General features: G+C 68.1%; 19 protein-coding genes. 10 read left to right on the forward strand and 9 right to left on the reverse strand.

What is annotated here, in order from left to right; genetic code table 11:
* The first annotated feature begins 12 nt into the window (after window positions 1-12).
* The 4 genes from E1181_RS24990 (at window position 13) to E1181_RS25005 (ending at window position 2,745) form a co-directional block, all read left to right on the forward strand.
* Window positions 13-534, forward strand: coding sequence for a DUF2231 domain-containing protein (locus tag E1181_RS24990; RefSeq protein WP_207922299.1), 522 nt, complete (start codon window positions 13-15; stop codon window positions 532-534).
* Window positions 535-548: 14 nt separating this feature from the next.
* The gene (locus E1181_RS24995; RefSeq protein ID WP_132678378.1) at window positions 549-989 is read left to right on the forward strand and encodes a Rieske (2Fe-2S) protein; all 441 of its coding nucleotides are present in this window, start codon (window positions 549-551) and stop codon (window positions 987-989) included.
* A gap of 121 nt (window positions 990-1,110) precedes the next feature.
* Entirely contained in the window at window positions 1,111-1,905 is a 795-nt protein-coding gene (locus tag E1181_RS25000; protein WP_132678380.1) for a S1 family peptidase, read from the forward strand.
* Between the two features lie 66 nt (window positions 1,906-1,971).
* The gene (locus E1181_RS25005; protein ID WP_235877023.1) at window positions 1,972-2,745 is read left to right on the forward strand and encodes a helix-turn-helix domain-containing protein; all 774 of its coding nucleotides are present in this window, start codon (window positions 1,972-1,974) and stop codon (window positions 2,743-2,745) included.
* Window positions 2,746-3,083: 338 nt separating this feature from the next.
* Here E1181_RS25005 and E1181_RS25010 read toward each other — a convergent pair whose 3' ends face one another.
* On the reverse strand, window positions 3,084-3,533 hold the full coding sequence (locus E1181_RS25010; protein ID WP_132678382.1) for an RrF2 family transcriptional regulator: 450 nt from the start codon (window positions 3,531-3,533) through the stop codon (window positions 3,084-3,086).
* A 124-nt stretch (window positions 3,534-3,657) separates the two neighbouring features.
* Window positions 3,658-4,242 carry a hypothetical protein gene (locus tag E1181_RS25015; protein WP_132678384.1) on the reverse strand — a complete coding sequence of 195 codons (585 nt, stop codon included), beginning with the start codon at window positions 4,240-4,242 and terminating at the stop codon, window positions 3,658-3,660.
* A 550-nt stretch (window positions 4,243-4,792) separates the two neighbouring features.
* Between E1181_RS25015 and E1181_RS25020 the strand changes: the two genes are divergently transcribed.
* Window positions 4,793-5,605 (forward strand): helix-turn-helix domain-containing protein, encoded by an 813-nt coding sequence (locus E1181_RS25020; RefSeq protein WP_132678386.1) that lies wholly within the window; start codon window positions 4,793-4,795, stop codon window positions 5,603-5,605.
* Between the two features lie 69 nt (window positions 5,606-5,674).
* Window positions 5,675-7,039, forward strand: a complete 1,365-nt coding sequence (locus E1181_RS25025; protein WP_132678387.1) for a PepSY-associated TM helix domain-containing protein — start codon at window positions 5,675-5,677, stop codon at window positions 7,037-7,039.
* 53 nt (window positions 7,040-7,092) lie between these two features.
* Here E1181_RS25025 and E1181_RS32975 read toward each other — a convergent pair whose 3' ends face one another.
* The gene (locus E1181_RS32975; RefSeq protein ID WP_132678389.1) at window positions 7,093-7,416 is read right to left on the reverse strand and encodes an aldehyde dehydrogenase family protein; all 324 of its coding nucleotides are present in this window, start codon (window positions 7,414-7,416) and stop codon (window positions 7,093-7,095) included.
* 8 nt (window positions 7,417-7,424) lie between these two features.
* On the opposite strand from E1181_RS32975, the gene E1181_RS25035 reads away from it, so the two are divergent.
* The gene (locus E1181_RS25035; protein WP_235877024.1) at window positions 7,425-8,138 is read left to right on the forward strand and encodes a radical SAM protein; all 714 of its coding nucleotides are present in this window, start codon (window positions 7,425-7,427) and stop codon (window positions 8,136-8,138) included.
* Window positions 8,122-8,253, forward strand: coding sequence for a hypothetical protein (locus E1181_RS32630; RefSeq protein ID WP_268952504.1), 132 nt, complete (start codon window positions 8,122-8,124; stop codon window positions 8,251-8,253). The genes E1181_RS25035 and E1181_RS32630 overlap by 17 nt, the downstream gene beginning before the upstream one ends.
* A gap of 240 nt (window positions 8,254-8,493) precedes the next feature.
* Here E1181_RS32630 and E1181_RS25040 read toward each other — a convergent pair whose 3' ends face one another.
* Entirely contained in the window at window positions 8,494-9,525 is a 1,032-nt protein-coding gene (locus E1181_RS25040) for a YncE family protein (protein ID WP_235877025.1), read from the reverse strand.
* Between the two features lie 324 nt (window positions 9,526-9,849).
* On the opposite strand from E1181_RS25040, the gene E1181_RS31840 reads away from it, so the two are divergent.
* Entirely contained in the window at window positions 9,850-10,017 is a 168-nt protein-coding gene (locus E1181_RS31840) for a hypothetical protein (RefSeq protein WP_207922300.1), read from the forward strand.
* A gap of 6 nt (window positions 10,018-10,023) precedes the next feature.
* On the opposite strand, the gene E1181_RS25050 is transcribed toward E1181_RS31840, so the two are convergent.
* The 5 genes from E1181_RS25050 to E1181_RS25070 are packed head-to-tail and all read right to left on the reverse strand — an operon-like array spanning window position 10,024 to window position 14,254.
* Complete coding sequence (locus E1181_RS25050) at window positions 10,024-10,677, reverse strand: phosphonatase-like hydrolase (RefSeq protein ID WP_132678391.1); 654 nt, start codon at window positions 10,675-10,677, stop codon at window positions 10,024-10,026.
* The gene (phnE, locus tag E1181_RS25055) at window positions 10,674-11,498 is read right to left on the reverse strand and encodes a phosphonate ABC transporter, permease protein PhnE (RefSeq protein ID WP_132678393.1); all 825 of its coding nucleotides are present in this window, start codon (window positions 11,496-11,498) and stop codon (window positions 10,674-10,676) included. The genes E1181_RS25050 and phnE overlap by 4 nt, the downstream gene beginning before the upstream one ends.
* Complete coding sequence (locus E1181_RS25060; protein WP_132678395.1) at window positions 11,495-12,205, reverse strand: phosphonate ABC transporter ATP-binding protein; 711 nt, start codon at window positions 12,203-12,205, stop codon at window positions 11,495-11,497. The genes phnE and E1181_RS25060 overlap by 4 nt, the downstream gene beginning before the upstream one ends.
* Entirely contained in the window at window positions 12,205-13,113 is a 909-nt protein-coding gene (locus E1181_RS25065; protein WP_132678396.1) for a phosphate/phosphite/phosphonate ABC transporter substrate-binding protein, read from the reverse strand. Before E1181_RS25065 ends, E1181_RS25060 begins: the two co-directional genes overlap by 1 nt.
* 22 nt (window positions 13,114-13,135) lie before the next feature.
* The gene (locus E1181_RS25070; RefSeq protein ID WP_235877026.1) at window positions 13,136-14,254 is read right to left on the reverse strand and encodes a TIGR03364 family FAD-dependent oxidoreductase; all 1,119 of its coding nucleotides are present in this window, start codon (window positions 14,252-14,254) and stop codon (window positions 13,136-13,138) included.
* Window positions 14,255-14,378: 124 nt separating this feature from the next.
* Between E1181_RS25070 and E1181_RS25075 the strand changes: the two genes are divergently transcribed.
* A complete protein-coding gene (locus E1181_RS25075; RefSeq protein WP_132678398.1) occupies window positions 14,379-15,161 on the forward strand; it encodes a GntR family transcriptional regulator in 783 nt (260 codons plus the stop codon).
* Window positions 15,162-15,264: the final 103 nt, after the last annotated feature.

The raw sequence follows: 15,264 nt of genomic DNA on the forward strand, positions 1-15,264 counted from the left end.
AAGGAGAAGAGCGTGGTTCCGAGCCTGCTTCCCACGGGGATCGATGGGATTCCGCTGCACCCGCTCGTGGTTCACCTCGTCGTCGTGCTCGTACCTGCGGCCGCGTTCACCGTGCTCGTTTCAGTGATCTGGCCGGCGGCTCGCGAGCGATTGGGCTGGATCACGCCGGGACTGGCGTCATCAGCGGCGATCAGCGTGCCGATCGCTGAGAGCTCCGGTGAATCGCTGATCGAGGAAGTTCAGGTCTCCGCGCAGACCGCAACCCATGCCGAACTCGCTGAGGGGCTGCTGCCCTGGGTCGCCGGACTGGCCCTGTGGTCGGTGGCCCTCTACGTGTGGGGGCTTCGCGTGCGAGGCGGAACCGGAATCGCAGGAATACCGAGGCGGCTCGTAGCCGTCGTGTTGATCACCGGCGCGATCGTGTTCAGCGCCGGGTCGACGGTGCAGGTGGTGCGGATCGGTGAATCGGGGGCGCGGTCGGTGTGGACCGACGCCGCCGCAGTCCGGTTCGCCGGAAACGAAGTAATCCGATGAGGAGGGAGCACAGCATGGAGCACGAAACCGGAATTCACGTGGGCCGCCGCACGCTGATCGCAGGCACCGGAGCCGTGGCGGGAGCGTGGGCGCTGACGTCCTGCGCCGATGACGCCGAGCCCGCGGCCGCCCCGGAACAGCCGGCACAAGCCGGGCAGATGTTCACGCTCACCACCGTGTCGCAGGTTCCGGTGGGTGGCGTGGTTTCCGTTCCGGGACCCGACGGCAAGCCGGTGCTGGTCTCGCAGCCGGAACCCGGCACCGTCAAGGCCTTCGACTCGACCTGCACCCACAAGGGCTGCACCGTCAACGCCGATGAGGCGAAACTCCAGTGCCCGTGCCACGGCGCCGAGTTCGACCCTGCCAGCGGAGCTCCCGTCGCAGGCCCGGCGAAAGCACCGCTGGCAACGGTGAACGTCCACATCGACGAGCAAGGCAACGTCCACGCGGTCTGAGGACATCACGCGCCTCTCAGCACTAACGGATCTCGTTTCCAACACCCCAGTGAACCGCTCCGTCCTCCAGCGCACGGCGAACGCGCCCGCTTCCTGGAGGACGCGGCGGGAGAGGAGTCCCATGAGAAGAACCTCCGCACTGCTGGCCGTCTTGACGGCCGCGCTGCTGGGCCACGGTGTCGCACCGGCGGTGGCTGGCGCATCGGGAGAGCTGATCAACAGCAGTCCGGGAACGCTGGTCACGGGCGGTCACAGCGCCACCGAGCAGTACCCCTGGATGGCATCGCTGCAGCGGCAGGGCCAACACAGCTGCGGCGGCTCGCTCGTCGCCGACCAGTGGGTGCTCACTGCCGCACATTGCGTGCAGGAGGCGAGCCCGGCCGATCTCGGGCTCCGCATCGGAAGCCCGGACCACACCCGGGGCGGGACCGAGCGCGGTGTGTCCCAGATCGTCGTGCACCCGGACTACGCCACGAACGGCCCGAACGGCGACATCGCGTTGCTCAAGCTGGATCGAGCGACCTCGCAGACGCCGATCCGGGTCGCCGACAGCTCCGGTGCCACCGGCACCCCGTCCAGGATCATCGGCTGGGGTCTGACCTGCCCGCTGCGGGGTTGCGGACAGCCGCCCGAGCAGTTGCAGCAGATCGGAACGCAAGTCGCGGCCGATGCGGGATGCACGCTGGGCGGTGTCGACGGCCCGACCGAGATCTGCACCGGCAGTCAGGAACTCCTGCTCGACAACGCCTGCTTCGGTGACTCGGGCGGCCCGCAGCTGGAAGGTTCTCCCGGCGACTGGCGCTTGACCGGGGTCACGAGCCGGCTCGGCAGCGTGGTCCCCGTCTGCGGCACCGCCCCGTCGATCTACACCGATGCCACCGCCTACCGAGAGTGGATCGGTCAGACCCTCGGCTGAGGTCACTGCGCCGACCGGTCCGCGCGGCGGCGGTCGGCGCAGTGCCGGCCGCCGCGGGCAGGTCGCGTGCGCGGCATCGCCGGGCGGGGCGCGAGAACGCAGCGACGAATTCCCAGGAGGGAGCTACGAGTGGAATGCGAGAACCGGTTGCACGGCGGCGCCCGAAGCCTGTCCGCGGACGCGTTGCAGAAGTTGCGACGGCAGGTGGTCGCCGAGGTCGAAGCCGGCCTGTCGATGAGCTGCGTCGCCCAGAACCACGGGATCTCCCGCAAATCCGTCGGCAACTGGGTGCGCGAGTACCGCTCGAACGGCGAGCAGGCATTCGTCGTCCGGAAGAAGGGCAGGCGCGCCGGGTCACGGATGGCGTTGCTCCCGTCGCAGCAGGGGTGGGTGGTGCAGGCGATCTCCGCTGGCCCTCCGGAGCGCGCGGGCTTGCCGTACCTGCTGTGGACGCGACGGGCGGTCGCGGAGCTGATCCGCGACCAGTTCGGCACCAGGCTCGGCCCGGCCACCATTGACCAGTACCTCGTGCGCTGGGGACTGACTACCAAGTCACTTCCGCCGATCAAGCCGGGCGAACTGCCCGAAATCTCAGCGGGGGTGCAGCGGCTGGCAGTCGCTTGGGTGTGCACGCAGCCGATGGCGGATTCCGGTCCCGTCCACGCGCTGCTGGCCGTGACTGGTCGCGGACTGCTCTTCTTCGAACTGAGCACCCAGCCGTTCGACCGACCGCAACTGACTGATTTCCGACAGCGACTGCGCATGCAGCTCGGGCGGGCGGTGGATCTCTTCATCAGGGCCTGGCCGCCGGAGGTCGCGGAGTTGCAGGAATCTCTCTAGGGAATCCGGGAATCCGCGAACCCCGAAGGTCAGCAATTGGCTCGGGATTGACCGAGGACAGGTGCGTCGACTGATCAGCCACAGGCGACGCCGTGCCCGTGGTCGGATCCAGGCTCAGCGAGTCTCGGTGCTGCCTCGGTAGGTTTGCATCCACGTGCGGATCGCTGTGGACGAGAGCGCAGCGCGGCCACTCAGATCCGTAGTCTCCGCAGCACGGCCAGAAACAGTTGGGAAGGCTAGTGCCACCCGAGAGGGCTTCATGGTCTGCTCGGAAGCTGTTGTGCCTGGTGTCATCCCCGACCTCCATTGTGAATTCCTCGAGTGCGCGTAGAACCGGCTCAGCCTGCGTCTGAATACGAGCGTTCTCGAAGTTGCCCGAGCCACGTTTCGCGTCCTGCCACCAGGTCACGAACCGTGAGCGGATCCAGCGATGCGTAGAACGCCTCCTGCGCCACCCGCAGCGCCCCACGTAGTGCGCAACCACGCAACAGCGGGCACGGCGGGTCGTCAACGCAGCCGACCACGTCGCCGGAACCCTCGAGCTCACGAACGATCCAGCCCACCGACGCCTGCTTGCCCAGCGGAGTGAGCGTGAGGCCACCGCCGCGTCCGCGGCGCGCGTCCACGACATCCAGGTGCTGCAGCTTGCTGACGGCCTTCGCGACATGGGTATGCGGCGCACCCACCGCCATGGCCACTTCTCTGGCGGTGATGCGCCTGATGCCATCTCCTTGAGCGAGCCGCAGGACGATTCGCAGGGACAGATCCGTGAACTTCGTCAACCGCACGAGGAACACACTGGAGAAGGTGAATGTCAGATGCGTATTTGCCGAGTGACGGGTTTGTGACGTTCGGTGCTCATGCCCGGAATGCTCGCGCGGTGGTTCTGGTGGCTGTTGCGGCCTCCTGACGTCAGCTCACGGTGCTGTCCTCGTCGTGCCAGCACGGCTCGTGGGAGCCGGGGAGTTCAGGGCTGTTCTGGCAGTCGCGCAGCGCGAACCCCGCGGCCAGCAGGAGGAGCGACAGCAGCACCTGCTCGCTCAGCTCGATCCCGCGCTCCCGAGGTTCTGGACCGTCCAGCAGACCGATCGCCTCGTGGGCCAGTTCGGCGGACTCGGTTCCGATGTGCTCGCTCACTGCAGTCACTGCCGCCCCGGCCAGACCGTCGCCTGGCGAGGCGTGCAGTGCTCCGGTCAACCGGCTGACCACCAGCACGAACAGCACCGTGCTGCCGAGGGTTTCCACGGCCTCGTCCGGATCCGGCTCGCCGAGGGCCACGAGGAGGTCGGTCTCGGCGACTCGTCTGGCGAACCGACGTGCCGGCTCAGCTGAGCGCTGGTCGAGCGTCGCTTCGATCGCGTCCTCCAGATCGGTGGACAGCAGCTCGATGAGTTCGGACAGGTCGGCCTCCTCGCCGGGTTCGGGTTGCTCCGGGATCACGGGGTGCTCCCGATGCGCGATGTCGTCGGCGGTGAAACGGCCTCCGGTGCCTGTCATCGACTGTTCCTCCTGCCGGGCTCGGTGGCCCCGGAAAATAGGTCCTGTTCGAACCCATTTAAACAACCCCGTCATCCTCGGCCGGTGTCCGAAGTGTGACGCCCGTGCTAAACCCGCTCATTGATGCGGAGCAGCCACGAACCGGCGTGCGAGCACTGTCCGCAGAAGGACGACGAACGACCCGCGATCGGCCGAGCAAATTCGTCACACCCAGAAGAACCGCTGCGGTCGCAGAACGTGCTGGTGACGGCCGCTGTTGTCGCACGCTCGACCGCCGGGTCGATGTCATTTGTTTTTCCGATTCAGTCCTGTGCTCCGAATGGTTTCCCTGCTTCGCCGCAATCGGGAAAGGGGTCGCGAACACGGTTTTTACCGGCGACCGACATCGATGAAACACGTCGAGGCCTAGGGTTCGTTGCGATTCCGCTGTCGACGGCTGGAATATCGAGGTAACACCGAATACATGAGAAATGGCGCAAGATTCCGTTAAGATTTCCTGAGGAGTGCTCGTGCATAGGGGTTTTCATGGCTCATACCTGTGGAGACGGAAATGAACGTGAGGGACGCCCGCAAGATTTCCGCCGAGGCTCTGGAGGATCTGCGCCGCCGGGTCGTGGCAGCTGTGGACTCAGGTGCGACGCAGGTCGAGGTGTCACGGGTGTTCGGGGTGTCCCGGCCCGCCGTCAATCGCTGGGTGCGCGCATACCAAGACCGCGGAGAGGAGTCGTTCCGACCGAGGCGACGTGGTCGTCGAGCTGGGATGCACCGGGTGCTGAACGAGGAGGTGCAGACGCAGATCATCGAGCACCTGACCGACCGCTTTCCCGACGCGACCGGTCATCCGCATCCGCTCTGGACGCGGCAGGCGGTGGCCGATCTGGTCGAGCGAGTGCACGGAGTGCGGCTCACGCTGAACACGGTCAGCAGTTACCTCCGGCGATGGGAGCTGGCCCAGCCCGAGCGGTTGCCGCACGCCACCGCTCGTGATCCGCGGGCGGTTGTGCGGTGGAGGCATTGCGACCAACCGATGCTCGCGAGGTCCGCCCAGCTGCAGGACGCCGCGATGTATTGGCTGACGTGGACGAACTCCCGGGAGGGCGGTGTCCTGTCGGCTCTTTCCAGCCGGCGTTCGACGGAGTTCGCGGTGTTCAGCGATCCCTGTTGTGGGCAGCAGGTCGCTGAGTTCCTCACGAGACTGGCCGACCAGTCACGACGGCGCTTGTTCGTCGTCATCGACTCGTTCGAGATGCAGCACGGCCAGCCACTGCGCGACTGGCTGGATGCGAATCAGGACCGGCTGAGCCCTTTCTTCCCGGTGACACCGGAGCCGGAGTTGCGCACCGCCGCAGCGCTCGAGGGCTGAGCCGGCCCAGGTGAAGAGGCTCCCTTCACTCGTTCCGAATGCACTCGTTGAAACAGGAAGGCCCACGCCGTGGTCGCAGGTGAAACGAGAACAACTGAGGTAATCGACAAGGCTGGGCCGGAGGGTCGCTGCACCCGGTGGGTCGCGCTGCGACCGCTGCTGCTGCGCCTGCACTTCTTCGCCGGTGTGCTCGTCGCGCCCTTCATCCTGATCGCGGCGATGACCGGGCTGCTGTACGTGCTCACACCGCAGTTGGAGGAGGCGATGTACGGACAGCAGCTGCACGTGCCCACCACCGGGGCTCAGGTGCCGCTGTCGACCCAGGTCAACGTCGCGCGGAACGCGCTGCCCGAGGCTGAGCTGAAGGCGGTGCGTCCGGCCGCGACCTCCACCGACACCACGCAGGTGATCTTCACCAGTGAGGACTTGCCGGAGAGCTACTACCGCACGGTGTTCGTCGATCCGCACGACGCAGAGATCCGCGGTGTGCTGGACACCTACGGCAGCAACCAGGCCCTGCCCCTGCGCGCGTGGGTATCGGAACTGCACCGCGGCCTGCACCTCGGCGACCTCGGGCGGATCTACAGCGAGCTGGCGGCCAGCTGGATGTGGGTGGTGGCGCTCGGCGGCCTCGCCCTGTGGTTCGGTCGGCGGCGCGCAACCCGGAAACTTCGGATCAAGCCGCCTGGCCGGACGCGCGTGCTGTCGTGGCACGGCTTGACCGGAGCCGGCATCGCGGTCGGCTTGCTGTTCCTCTCCGCGACCGGACTGACCTGGTCGTCCTTCGCCGGGGACAACATCGCGAAGCTGCGCGAGACGCTGTCCTGGGAGACGCCGACGGTCGCCAAGGGACTTCCGATGCGCGTCTCGTTCGAGCAGTCGAGCAGTCGAATCGACATCGGATACGACCAAGTTCGGCAGGTCGCTACCCGCCACGGGCTGACCGGGCGGATGGAGATCACCCCGTCGGAGCACATCGGTGCCGCCTACACCGTGCAAGAGACGGGGCGCAGCTGGCCCACCCAGCAGGATTCCGTGGCGATTCACCCCGTGACAGGGCAGATCACCGACAGCGTCCGCTTCGCTGACTATCCCCTGATGGCCAAGCTGTCCCGATGGGGCGTCGACGCGCACATGGGCCTGCTGTTCGGCTGGCCGAACCAGGTCGCCCTCGCCGCGCTGATGATCGCGGCCATTTGCGTGATCATCTGGGGCTACAGGATGTGGTGGCTACGCCGCCCCACTCGTGGGTTCGGCAACCCACCGTCGCGTGGCGCCTGGCGCAGACTGCCGATTCCTCTGCTGCTCGGCGGTGTGTTGGTGACGATCGGTGTTGGCTGTGCGGTGCCCCTGTTGGGGATCTCGCTGCTCGCATTCCTATGCGTGGACGCACTGTTGGGTATGCGTGCAACTTTTGCCGGACCCGCAGGGTAAAAGAGCGTTCGAGAGGGTTGCCCACCTACCATGCGGTTTATGGTTGCAGGAGTTTACCCAGACGGTGCCCGTCCGCAGCTTCGCGGCGACCGAATGGCCAGCGCGAGATCTCTCGTCCAGAGTCCGCCGGCGAGTCCGTAGGCGACAGCGACAACTTCCTCTGTGGAGTCGAACCGCTGCACGGTGATTACGAGCCCGAAGATCTCTTTTTCAACCACCGTCATCCCGGGCCGGGCGCCGACAATGACCGTGGGTTCGATGAAGTAGCCGACCTCACCGTGGTGGCCGCCGTCGATGATGCCTCCTCGTCGGCACCGGCTAGAGCGACCCCATGTTGTGAGCATATCTTTGCAGGTCAGGATGGTTTTGTGAGGCATGCGAGGCAGTGTGCGTCTACTGCTTCGCACGGCGGACTCACACGTACCTGGACCTGGATTCGGGGCGTGACTTCGACAGCAAGATCGTCGTGAAGACGAACGCGGCGGCGTTGCTGCGCAAGGAGCTGGCCAGCCCGCGCTGGTCCGGCGAGCCGATCGCGATGGGCACCAACACCGATCCCTACCAGCGCGCGGAGGGGCGCTACCGGTTGATGCCGGAGATCATCGCCGCGTTGCGGGATCGGGCGAACCCGTTCTCGATCTTGACCAAGGGCACGCTGATCCTGCGGGACCTGGACCTGATCGCGCAGGCCGCGCGGCGGACCCGGGTGTCCATCGCGGTGTCGGTCGGGTCGGTCGACGAGGACCTGTGGCGGGTCGTGGAGCCGGGAACGCCATCACCGCTGCGGCGGCTCGACGTGGTGCGCCGCTTCGCCGAGGCCGGCATCGGGTGCTCGGTGCTGATGGCGCCGATCCTGCCCGGGCTCAGCGACTCACCGGAGGAGATCGACGCGACGGTGGCCGCGATCGCCGAGGCGGGGGCGGTGAGCCTGACGCCGATCGTGCTCCACCTGCGCCCCGGGAGCGCGCGAGTGGTTCCACGAGTGGCTGAGCGCCCAGCGGCCGGACCTGCTCCCGTTGTACGAGCGGTTGTACCGCAACGGTGCCTACGCCCCGAAGGCTTATCAGCGGAAGGTTCTCGACTTGGTCGAGGAGGCTAAGAAGCGTCACGGGCTGGCGCATCCTCAGCGGCAGGAGAACTTCCGCACGCAGCGGCTTGATGCGCCGCAATCCGATACCGATCGGGACCGCGCGCATCAGCTCGCTCTGCTGTGATCTCGAGGGTGAAGAACTCCGCGACCATAGACGCACGGCTTCTCAGATAGGCGCCCGTCTGGCAGCAACTGCCAGGCGGGCGCCTTCGTCGTCTCTTGGTTCTGCTCGTGGTCCCGCTTGGTGTGTCTTCTCTCAGTTCGTGCAAGATTCCGGGCGCGGGATCGCCCAAGGGGCCCGGAGTGCCACGGGAAAGGGAGCCCCTCGTGCCCTCTGGGAGCGGATTCGGCCCGGCGCCGTCGGTTAGCGGATGTTGCTGGTGTGGCCCAGCGAGTAGCGGCCGGGTTGGGGGAGGTAGGTCAGCCCGTGTGGGCCGTTGCCTACCGGGATGCGGGTGAGCAGCCTGCCGTCGGTGGTGTCGAAGACGTAGACCTCGGCGTGGTAGCGCCCGGACAGCCACAGCTGCCGTCCGTCAGGTGACAGCGCACCCATGTCGGGGCTGCCGCCGCCGGGGATGTGCCATGTGGTGATGGGTTGCTGGGTGTTGGCGTCGAGCACGCTGACGCTGCCCTCGCCGCGATTGGTGACGAACATTCGCGTCGTGTCGCGGGAGAAGTAGATTCCGTGCGTGCCGCTGCCGGTGGGGACGAACCCGAGTTGTTCCATGGCGTCGCCGCTGAACGTGTAGAAACCGCCGGCCTTCATGTCGGCCATGTAGAAGGTCTTGCCGTCCGGGGAGAGACGGGTGTCCTGCGGCATGCCGTGGTGGCTTTCGGGCAGGTGGAAGTCCTTGATGATCTGTCGGTTCTCGACGTCGAGCACGATGGCCTTGTTGGCGAACTCGCAGGCCACCAGGGCGCGTTTGCCGTCAGCGGTGAAGTCCATGTGATTGACCCCGTCGCAGCCGGGGGTGTCAAGGCTGCTCTGCCGCTGCCAGGTGTGCGGGTCGTAGAAGTCCAGGCGCTTGTAGGCCTCGGCGACGACGATGGCGGATTTGCCATCCGGGGTGAAATAGAGGTTGTAGGGGTCCTGCACCGGGATGGGCTCCCCGGGTTTGCCGGTCCGCAGGTCGATCGGGGTGAGCGAGCCGCCGGGCACCTTGTCCGCGACCGCGTACAGCGAGCGCATGTCGTAGGAGGGCACCACGTGCTGCGGCTCGTCCCCGGCTGGGAACGTATCGATGACGGCGAAGGTCTTCGGGTCGATCACCGAGACGGTGTCGTCCTCGCTGTTGGGCACGTAGACGAGTTCGCGGGCGGCGCGCATCGGCTCGCTGAGCCGCTCGGGCCGTGTCGTTGCGGAATAGATGTTGGCGGGGTCCTCGTCGGCCGGCATACCCGCGAGGCGTGGAGCGATCTCCGTACCGGCCGTATCTTGGGATACGTTGTCATGTGCACTGAACTGTGCGTGTCCGGTTTCGGATACCGGTCTATTCGCGCAGCTGGCCAAAGACGCGGCTATTGCCACAAACCCCACGCACATGCACACGATCTTGGTTCGCATGATGAAAAGTTAGATCGACGCGTTGATGTGCGCAGGAGAGCAGCGGTCCAGGCGAGTAGGAAATGCCGAATCGAGTGCCACACGATCGTGCGCTGGCGCCCGACGTATGACGCTCGCTGAACCATTTCGGGGCGCGACTTCCGCAGCAAGATCGTCGTGAAGTCGAACGCGGCGGCGTTGCTGCGCGAGGGGCTGGCCAGCCCGCGCTGGGCCGGTGAGCCGATCGCGATGGGCGTCAACACCGACCCCTACCGCGCGCAGCAGGAAGAGCTGCCGCAGTCCGACTCCGGGAGGGATCGGGTGGGGCAGCTCTCCCTGCTGTGATCGCGGTCAGGCGGTGAGTGCGGCGCGCAGGTCAGCGACTCCGGGGAGGACGAGCGTGGGGTTGTGCTGCTCCAGCTCGGTCCGGGTTTGGGCGCCGGTGAGGACCGCGACGACCTGGTCGGCACGTGCGGCGTGACCCGCTTGGACGTCGAGAGCCGTGTCGCCTCCGGTGAGAACCTCTGCGGGGTCGGTGATTCCGGTCAGCTCCATCGCCCGGTGGATCATGCCCGGGGACGGGCGGCCGGCTGCCACTTCGCTCGCGCAGACCACGGCGTCGAGCTGATCGCCGACCTTCCAGTCGACTTCGGACAGGATCAGGTCGGTGATCCGCCGGTCGAACCCGGTGGTCAGCGCGACCTTCACCCCTGATTCGCGCAGCGCCGCGAGGGTTTCCGGAACGCCCGGGAACGGTTGCGGCGGCGTGTGCTCGTAGACCTCGCCGAGGCGGGCCACGAATCGGTCGTGCAACCGCTCCACCGCGTCCGGATCGCCGGTGAGCGCGGACAGGGCCGCACGCTTGTCCGCGCCCATCCAGTGCCGCAGGTCCGCGTCGGAGGGAGTCGCGCCGTGCTCGGCGACGACCTCGGCGAGGACCCGGTAGACGGCGCCTCCCTCGTCGATGGTGGTACCTGCGATGTCCAGGGCGACCAGGGCGATCACGACGTGCTCCCGAGAAGGCGGCGGATGAGGGCGGAGAGCTGGTCCACCGCGACGATCAGCACCAGCACCACCAGGATGTGGGTGAGCATCTCGTCGAACTGAAACAGCTGGATCGACTGGTTGATCAGGAACCCGATGCCACCGGCACCGACGAGACCCAGCACCAGCGAGGACCGGACGTTGACGTCGAACCGGTACAGCAGCAGCCCGACCATCTGCGGCGTCACCACAGGTAGCAGCGCGTGCGCGGCGACCTGGATGCGGCCGGCACCGGCGGAGCGCAGCGCCTGCGCGGGGCCGGGATCGGCGTCCTCCAGCGTCTCCGCCCACAACTTGCCCATGACGCCGACGTTGTGGAACACCAGCGCCAGCACGCCCGGGAACGGACCGAGCCCGACCGCGGTGACGAAGATCAGCGCGAACACCACGTCGGGCACCGCGCGCAGGAACGACAGCAGCCCGCGCGCCGCCTGGTAGATCCAGCCCGCAGCGGTTCCCCGGGCGGCCAGCAGCGCGAGCAGCAGCGACGCCGGGATCGACAGGGTGGTGCCGAGCATGCCGATCCAGAGCGTTTCGACCGCGGCCGATGCGCTCTCGCCGAGCACCTCCGGGTCCAGCTCCGGCGGGATGGCCTCGGACAGGAACTCGCCCATCCCGGTGGCGCCCTCGACGAGCTTGGAAAGCGATATCTCGGTGGCGTTCCAGGCGACTGCGTGAGCGGCGACGACCAGCGCCGCGACGATCCAGCCGATGACCTGGATCCGCGCGCGCGGCGGTTTCGGTGGAACTTCTCGGCGCGCGGGTTGCACGGCGGTGGTCACGACGGGATCTCCAACAGGGCGTGCGGGTACAGGGAATCGACGGGCTGGTCGGGCGCTCCGTCGAGGACGACGGAGCCGTCGCGCAGCCCGACGACGCGGTCGGCGTAGCGGCGGGCGAGATCGGGCTGGTGCAGCACCGCGAGCACCGCCAGCCGCTCGGTGTGGGCGAGCTCGGCCAGCAGTTCCAGGACCTGCTCGGCCGCGGCCGGGTCCAGCGCGGACACCGGCTCGTCGGCCAGCACCACCGGGGCGCGCTGGCACAGCGCGCGGGCGATGGCCACCCGCTGCTGCTGCCCGCCGGAGAGCCCGGCGGCCCGGTCGTGCGCGCGGTCGGCGAGGCCCACGCGCTCCAGGCAGGCCATCGCCTCCTCCCGCACTTCGCGCGGGAACAGCGCGGGCGTCAGCGACCGGTGCAGCGGTAGCCTGCCGAGCGCACCGGCGCAGACGTTGTCCAGCGCGCTGCGGCGGCCGACGAGGTGAATCCTCTGGAACACCAAGGCGATGTCCAGCGGCCCTCGTTCGCGACCGTTGATGGTGACGGTCCCCGAACTGGGCACGAGTCCGGCGGTGGCGCGCAGCAGCGTGGACTTGCCGGAACCGTTGGCGCCGAGCACGGCCAGCAGCTCACCCGACTCGACGGTCACGTCGACCTGGTGCAGCACCTCGCGGGGTCCGTAGTGGACGGTCAGTCCGGTGGCGGTGAGCATCAGGCGTCGTCCTCGGTGAGCTTCAGGGCGGCGGCCAGGTCGAACAGCGGCTGGTAGGTGGAGCGGTCGACGGGCACCAGCGGGCCGGGCGGGGAGACGTCCAACAGCGCGCCGATCTCGCCGACCGTGGCCGGGTCGAGGTTGAGCAGCGCGTCGCGCACGGCCTGCTTGAACGCCGGGTCCATGTCGCCGCGCACGGTGATCGGGTCGTTCGGGATCGGCGCCGAGGTCCAGATCTGGCGGTAGGCGTTGGGGTCGAACGTGCCCGCTGCGGTGGCGCTGGCCAGCTGCTGCGAGTTGATCTCTGCGGCGTCGACCTTGCCGTTGGTCAGCGCCAGCAGCGCCTCCGGGTGCCCGCCCGCGTAGTCGATCTTCACCTCCTTCTCCGGGATCCGGTTGTCCGCCAGCGCCTTGCGCGGCAGCGCGTCACCGGAGGTGGAACCGACCTCGCCCAGCGCGAGGGAACGGCCTCGCAGCTGCTGCACCGAGGTGATGTCGGAGTCCTTGGGCACCCAGATCCCCGCGGTGTAGGTCGACAGCGTGCGGTTGGCGTCGGCGAAGGAGGCCACGGCCTCGGCTTCGGCGCGCTGGCTGGCGAAGACGTAGCCCAGCGGTCCGAAGATCGCGATGTCGAGCTGGCCGTTCTGCATGGCCAGGACCTCGGCTGAGTACTCCTGGGTCACCTGCACCTCGACCGGGCAGTGCAGCTTCTGCGACAGCGCGTCGCCGAGCTTCTGCGCGGCCGGGGTGAGCCGGGCGGGGTCTTCGAAGGGTTCGACGCCGAAGCGGATCTTGCCGTTCGGGCAGGTCGGGGACTCGGCGGCGGAGTCACCGCCACTGCCGCAGGCGGTCAGCGCGAGGACGGTTCCGGTCACCAGGGCGAGGGCCAACTTGCGAGGTGAGGACATGACGGGCTCCCGAGAAGGGTTGCTAGAAGAGGGAATCGACGACGGATGGGGCGAGACCGAAAGCGGTGGTCATACCGATTCCGGAGGTGACGGCGACAGCGGTGACGCCGGGGGAGACGCGGGTGCGGAGGAACTCGCCGTCGGCGGAGGCGTAGACGCCCTGCCAGCGGCGCACCACCGCGAGGTCGTCGCGGCCGAGCAGCGCCCGGGTCTCGGCGAGCAGCAGCTCGTCGAAGTCCTCCGACGACCAGGGATCGGGGGTGCGGTCGTAGACGTGGGTGTCCCCGACGACGAGGTCACCGCAGGGGAGCTGGGTCATCATGTGGTTGACCGAGGCCGACAGCAGCTCCGGCCGCTGCTCGGTCAACCGCGCTCGCAGCACGCGGGCACCTTCGGTGGCGGCCAGAGCCGGGTAGCGCAGCATCGAGGTTCCGGTCAGCAGCGCCGGGCTCAGCCGCACGCCGGGGGCGCGCAGCTGCAGCATCTGCAGCACGCAGCGGCGCATCCCGCCCTCCTCGGCCGTCTCCGGCAGGATCCGGTCGAGGTCGTGACCGGCGCAGACGACGACGCGATCACCGCGCAGCGTGCCGCGACCGGTGCGCACGAGACCGTCCTCGACGTCGAGAACCGTCGTGGACCAGAGGATTTCGACGCCGGGCTGGGCGGCCAGCCATTCGGCGATGGCGGCGCAGGCCCGCCGCTGCTCGACGCGCAGGTCGAGCGGCAGCAGCGCTCCTCCGCGCAGGTTGTCGGCCGAAACCGGTGCGGCTTCGGTGGTTTCGGCCGACGTGAGCAGCCGGACCTGGTCCCGGCCGCGCTCGGCGGCCAGTTCCTCCAGCGCGGCGAACTCCTCCTCTGAGCGGGCCACCACGACCGTCCCGCACTCGGCGACGTCGAATGCCGCTCGTTCGCCGAGGTGCAGCCAGGTCTTCCTGGCGTGCTCGGCGAAGCGCAGCGCCTCGCCGGTCTGGGCGGTGATGCAGGCGTGCCCGAAGTTGCGGACCGAGGCGCCGACGGCGCGGTCGTCGCGCTCGACGACCGTGACCGACAGCCCCCGCTCCACCGCCGCGACGGCGTGCGCGAGACCGACGATGCCCGCACCGACCACGATCAGGTCGCTTGAACTGCTCGAATCGCTCACGGAGGACACGTTCGCAGTGGCCGAGACCCATGGTCAATGACTTGTATCTACAAGTCACTCGCTGTTCAACCAGGCATTTCCGTTGATACATGTACGGGGATCTGAAGCTTGTATAGTCCAGTTCGTGACGACTCCACTACACCGAGTCCTGGCCGGCGAGCTGCGGCAGCGCATCCGGTCGGGGGCCATCGCGGTCGGCGAGTCCCTGCCCTCGGAATCCCAGCTGTGCCAGGAGTTCTCGGTCTCCCGAGGCCCCATCCGCCAAGCCCTCGCGGCGCTGCGCGACGAAGGGCTGATCGGTGGTGGAAAGGGCAAGCGGCCGGTCGTCCTGGACGCCGTGCCGAGCCAGCCGTTCGAGTCGTTCCTGTCGTTCACCCGACGTGCCGAGATCACCGGGCACGTCCCCGGCCAGCAGCTGCAGGAAATCGCCCTGCGCAAACCCGAACCCGCGATCGCCGCCGCGCTGCAGCTCGAACCCGACGCGCTGGCGGTGCAGCTGCTGCGGCTGCGGCTGCTCGACGGCAGACCCGCGATGCTGGAGCGGATGACCTACCGCGAGCAGATCGGGCGTTCGCTGCTCGACGCCGACCTCAACGCCGGGTCGATCTACGCCCACCTCACCGACCAGGGCGTGGACCTGCACTCCGCGCGGCACACCTTCGACGCGGTCGCCGCCAACACCACCGACGCCCGGCTGCTGGAGGTCGGCGAGGGCGCTCCGCTGCTGCGCGAGCGCCGCGTCACCACCGACTCGGCGGGCACGCCGCTGGAGTGCTCTGAGGACCGCTACCGTCCCGACGTCGCCTCGGTGACCGTCACCAACACCCGCAGCCGCCGAACCGACGTGGCCCGCTCCGGACCCGCGTGGACAGGAGCAGCACCCCCAAGCCCCGGACTGCGGCCGTAATCGGGAACCGGAATACGGCGGTATTCGGGAACCTGATTACGGCGGTAATCCGGGTTGTGCGGTGTCCGGAGGGTGGGTGTGGCCGTGTTCGGGAGTGTTGGTG

Origin of the sequence: Saccharopolyspora terrae (genome assembly GCF_004348435.1) — a bacterium.
In the GTDB taxonomy this organism is placed as follows: domain Bacteria; phylum Actinomycetota; class Actinomycetes; order Mycobacteriales; family Pseudonocardiaceae; genus Saccharopolyspora; species Saccharopolyspora endophytica.

Excerpts from the sequence above, each read along its gene's own strand:
- E1181_RS24995 (WP_132678378.1), top strand. The coding sequence starts at position 549 with ATGGAGCACGAAACCGGAATTCACGTGGGCCGCCGCACGCTGATCGCA.
- E1181_RS25065 (WP_132678396.1), bottom strand. The coding sequence starts at position 13,113 with ATGTCCTCACCTCGCAAGTTGGCCCTCGCCCTGGTGACCGGAACCGTC.
- E1181_RS25015 (WP_132678384.1), bottom strand. The coding sequence starts at position 4,242 with ATGACAGGCACCGGAGGCCGTTTCACCGCCGACGACATCGCGCATCGG.
- E1181_RS25020 (WP_132678386.1), top strand. The coding sequence starts at position 4,793 with ATGAACGTGAGGGACGCCCGCAAGATTTCCGCCGAGGCTCTGGAGGAT.
- E1181_RS25060 (WP_132678395.1), bottom strand. The coding sequence starts at position 12,205 with ATGCTCACCGCCACCGGACTGACCGTCCACTACGGACCCCGCGAGGTG.
- E1181_RS32975 (WP_132678389.1), bottom strand. The coding sequence starts at position 7,416 with ATGCCTCACAAAACCATCCTGACCTGCAAAGATATGCTCACAACATGG.
- E1181_RS25000 (WP_132678380.1), top strand. The coding sequence starts at position 1,111 with ATGAGAAGAACCTCCGCACTGCTGGCCGTCTTGACGGCCGCGCTGCTG.
- E1181_RS25040 (WP_235877025.1), bottom strand. The coding sequence starts at position 9,525 with ATGCCGGCCGACGAGGACCCCGCCAACATCTATTCCGCAACGACACGG.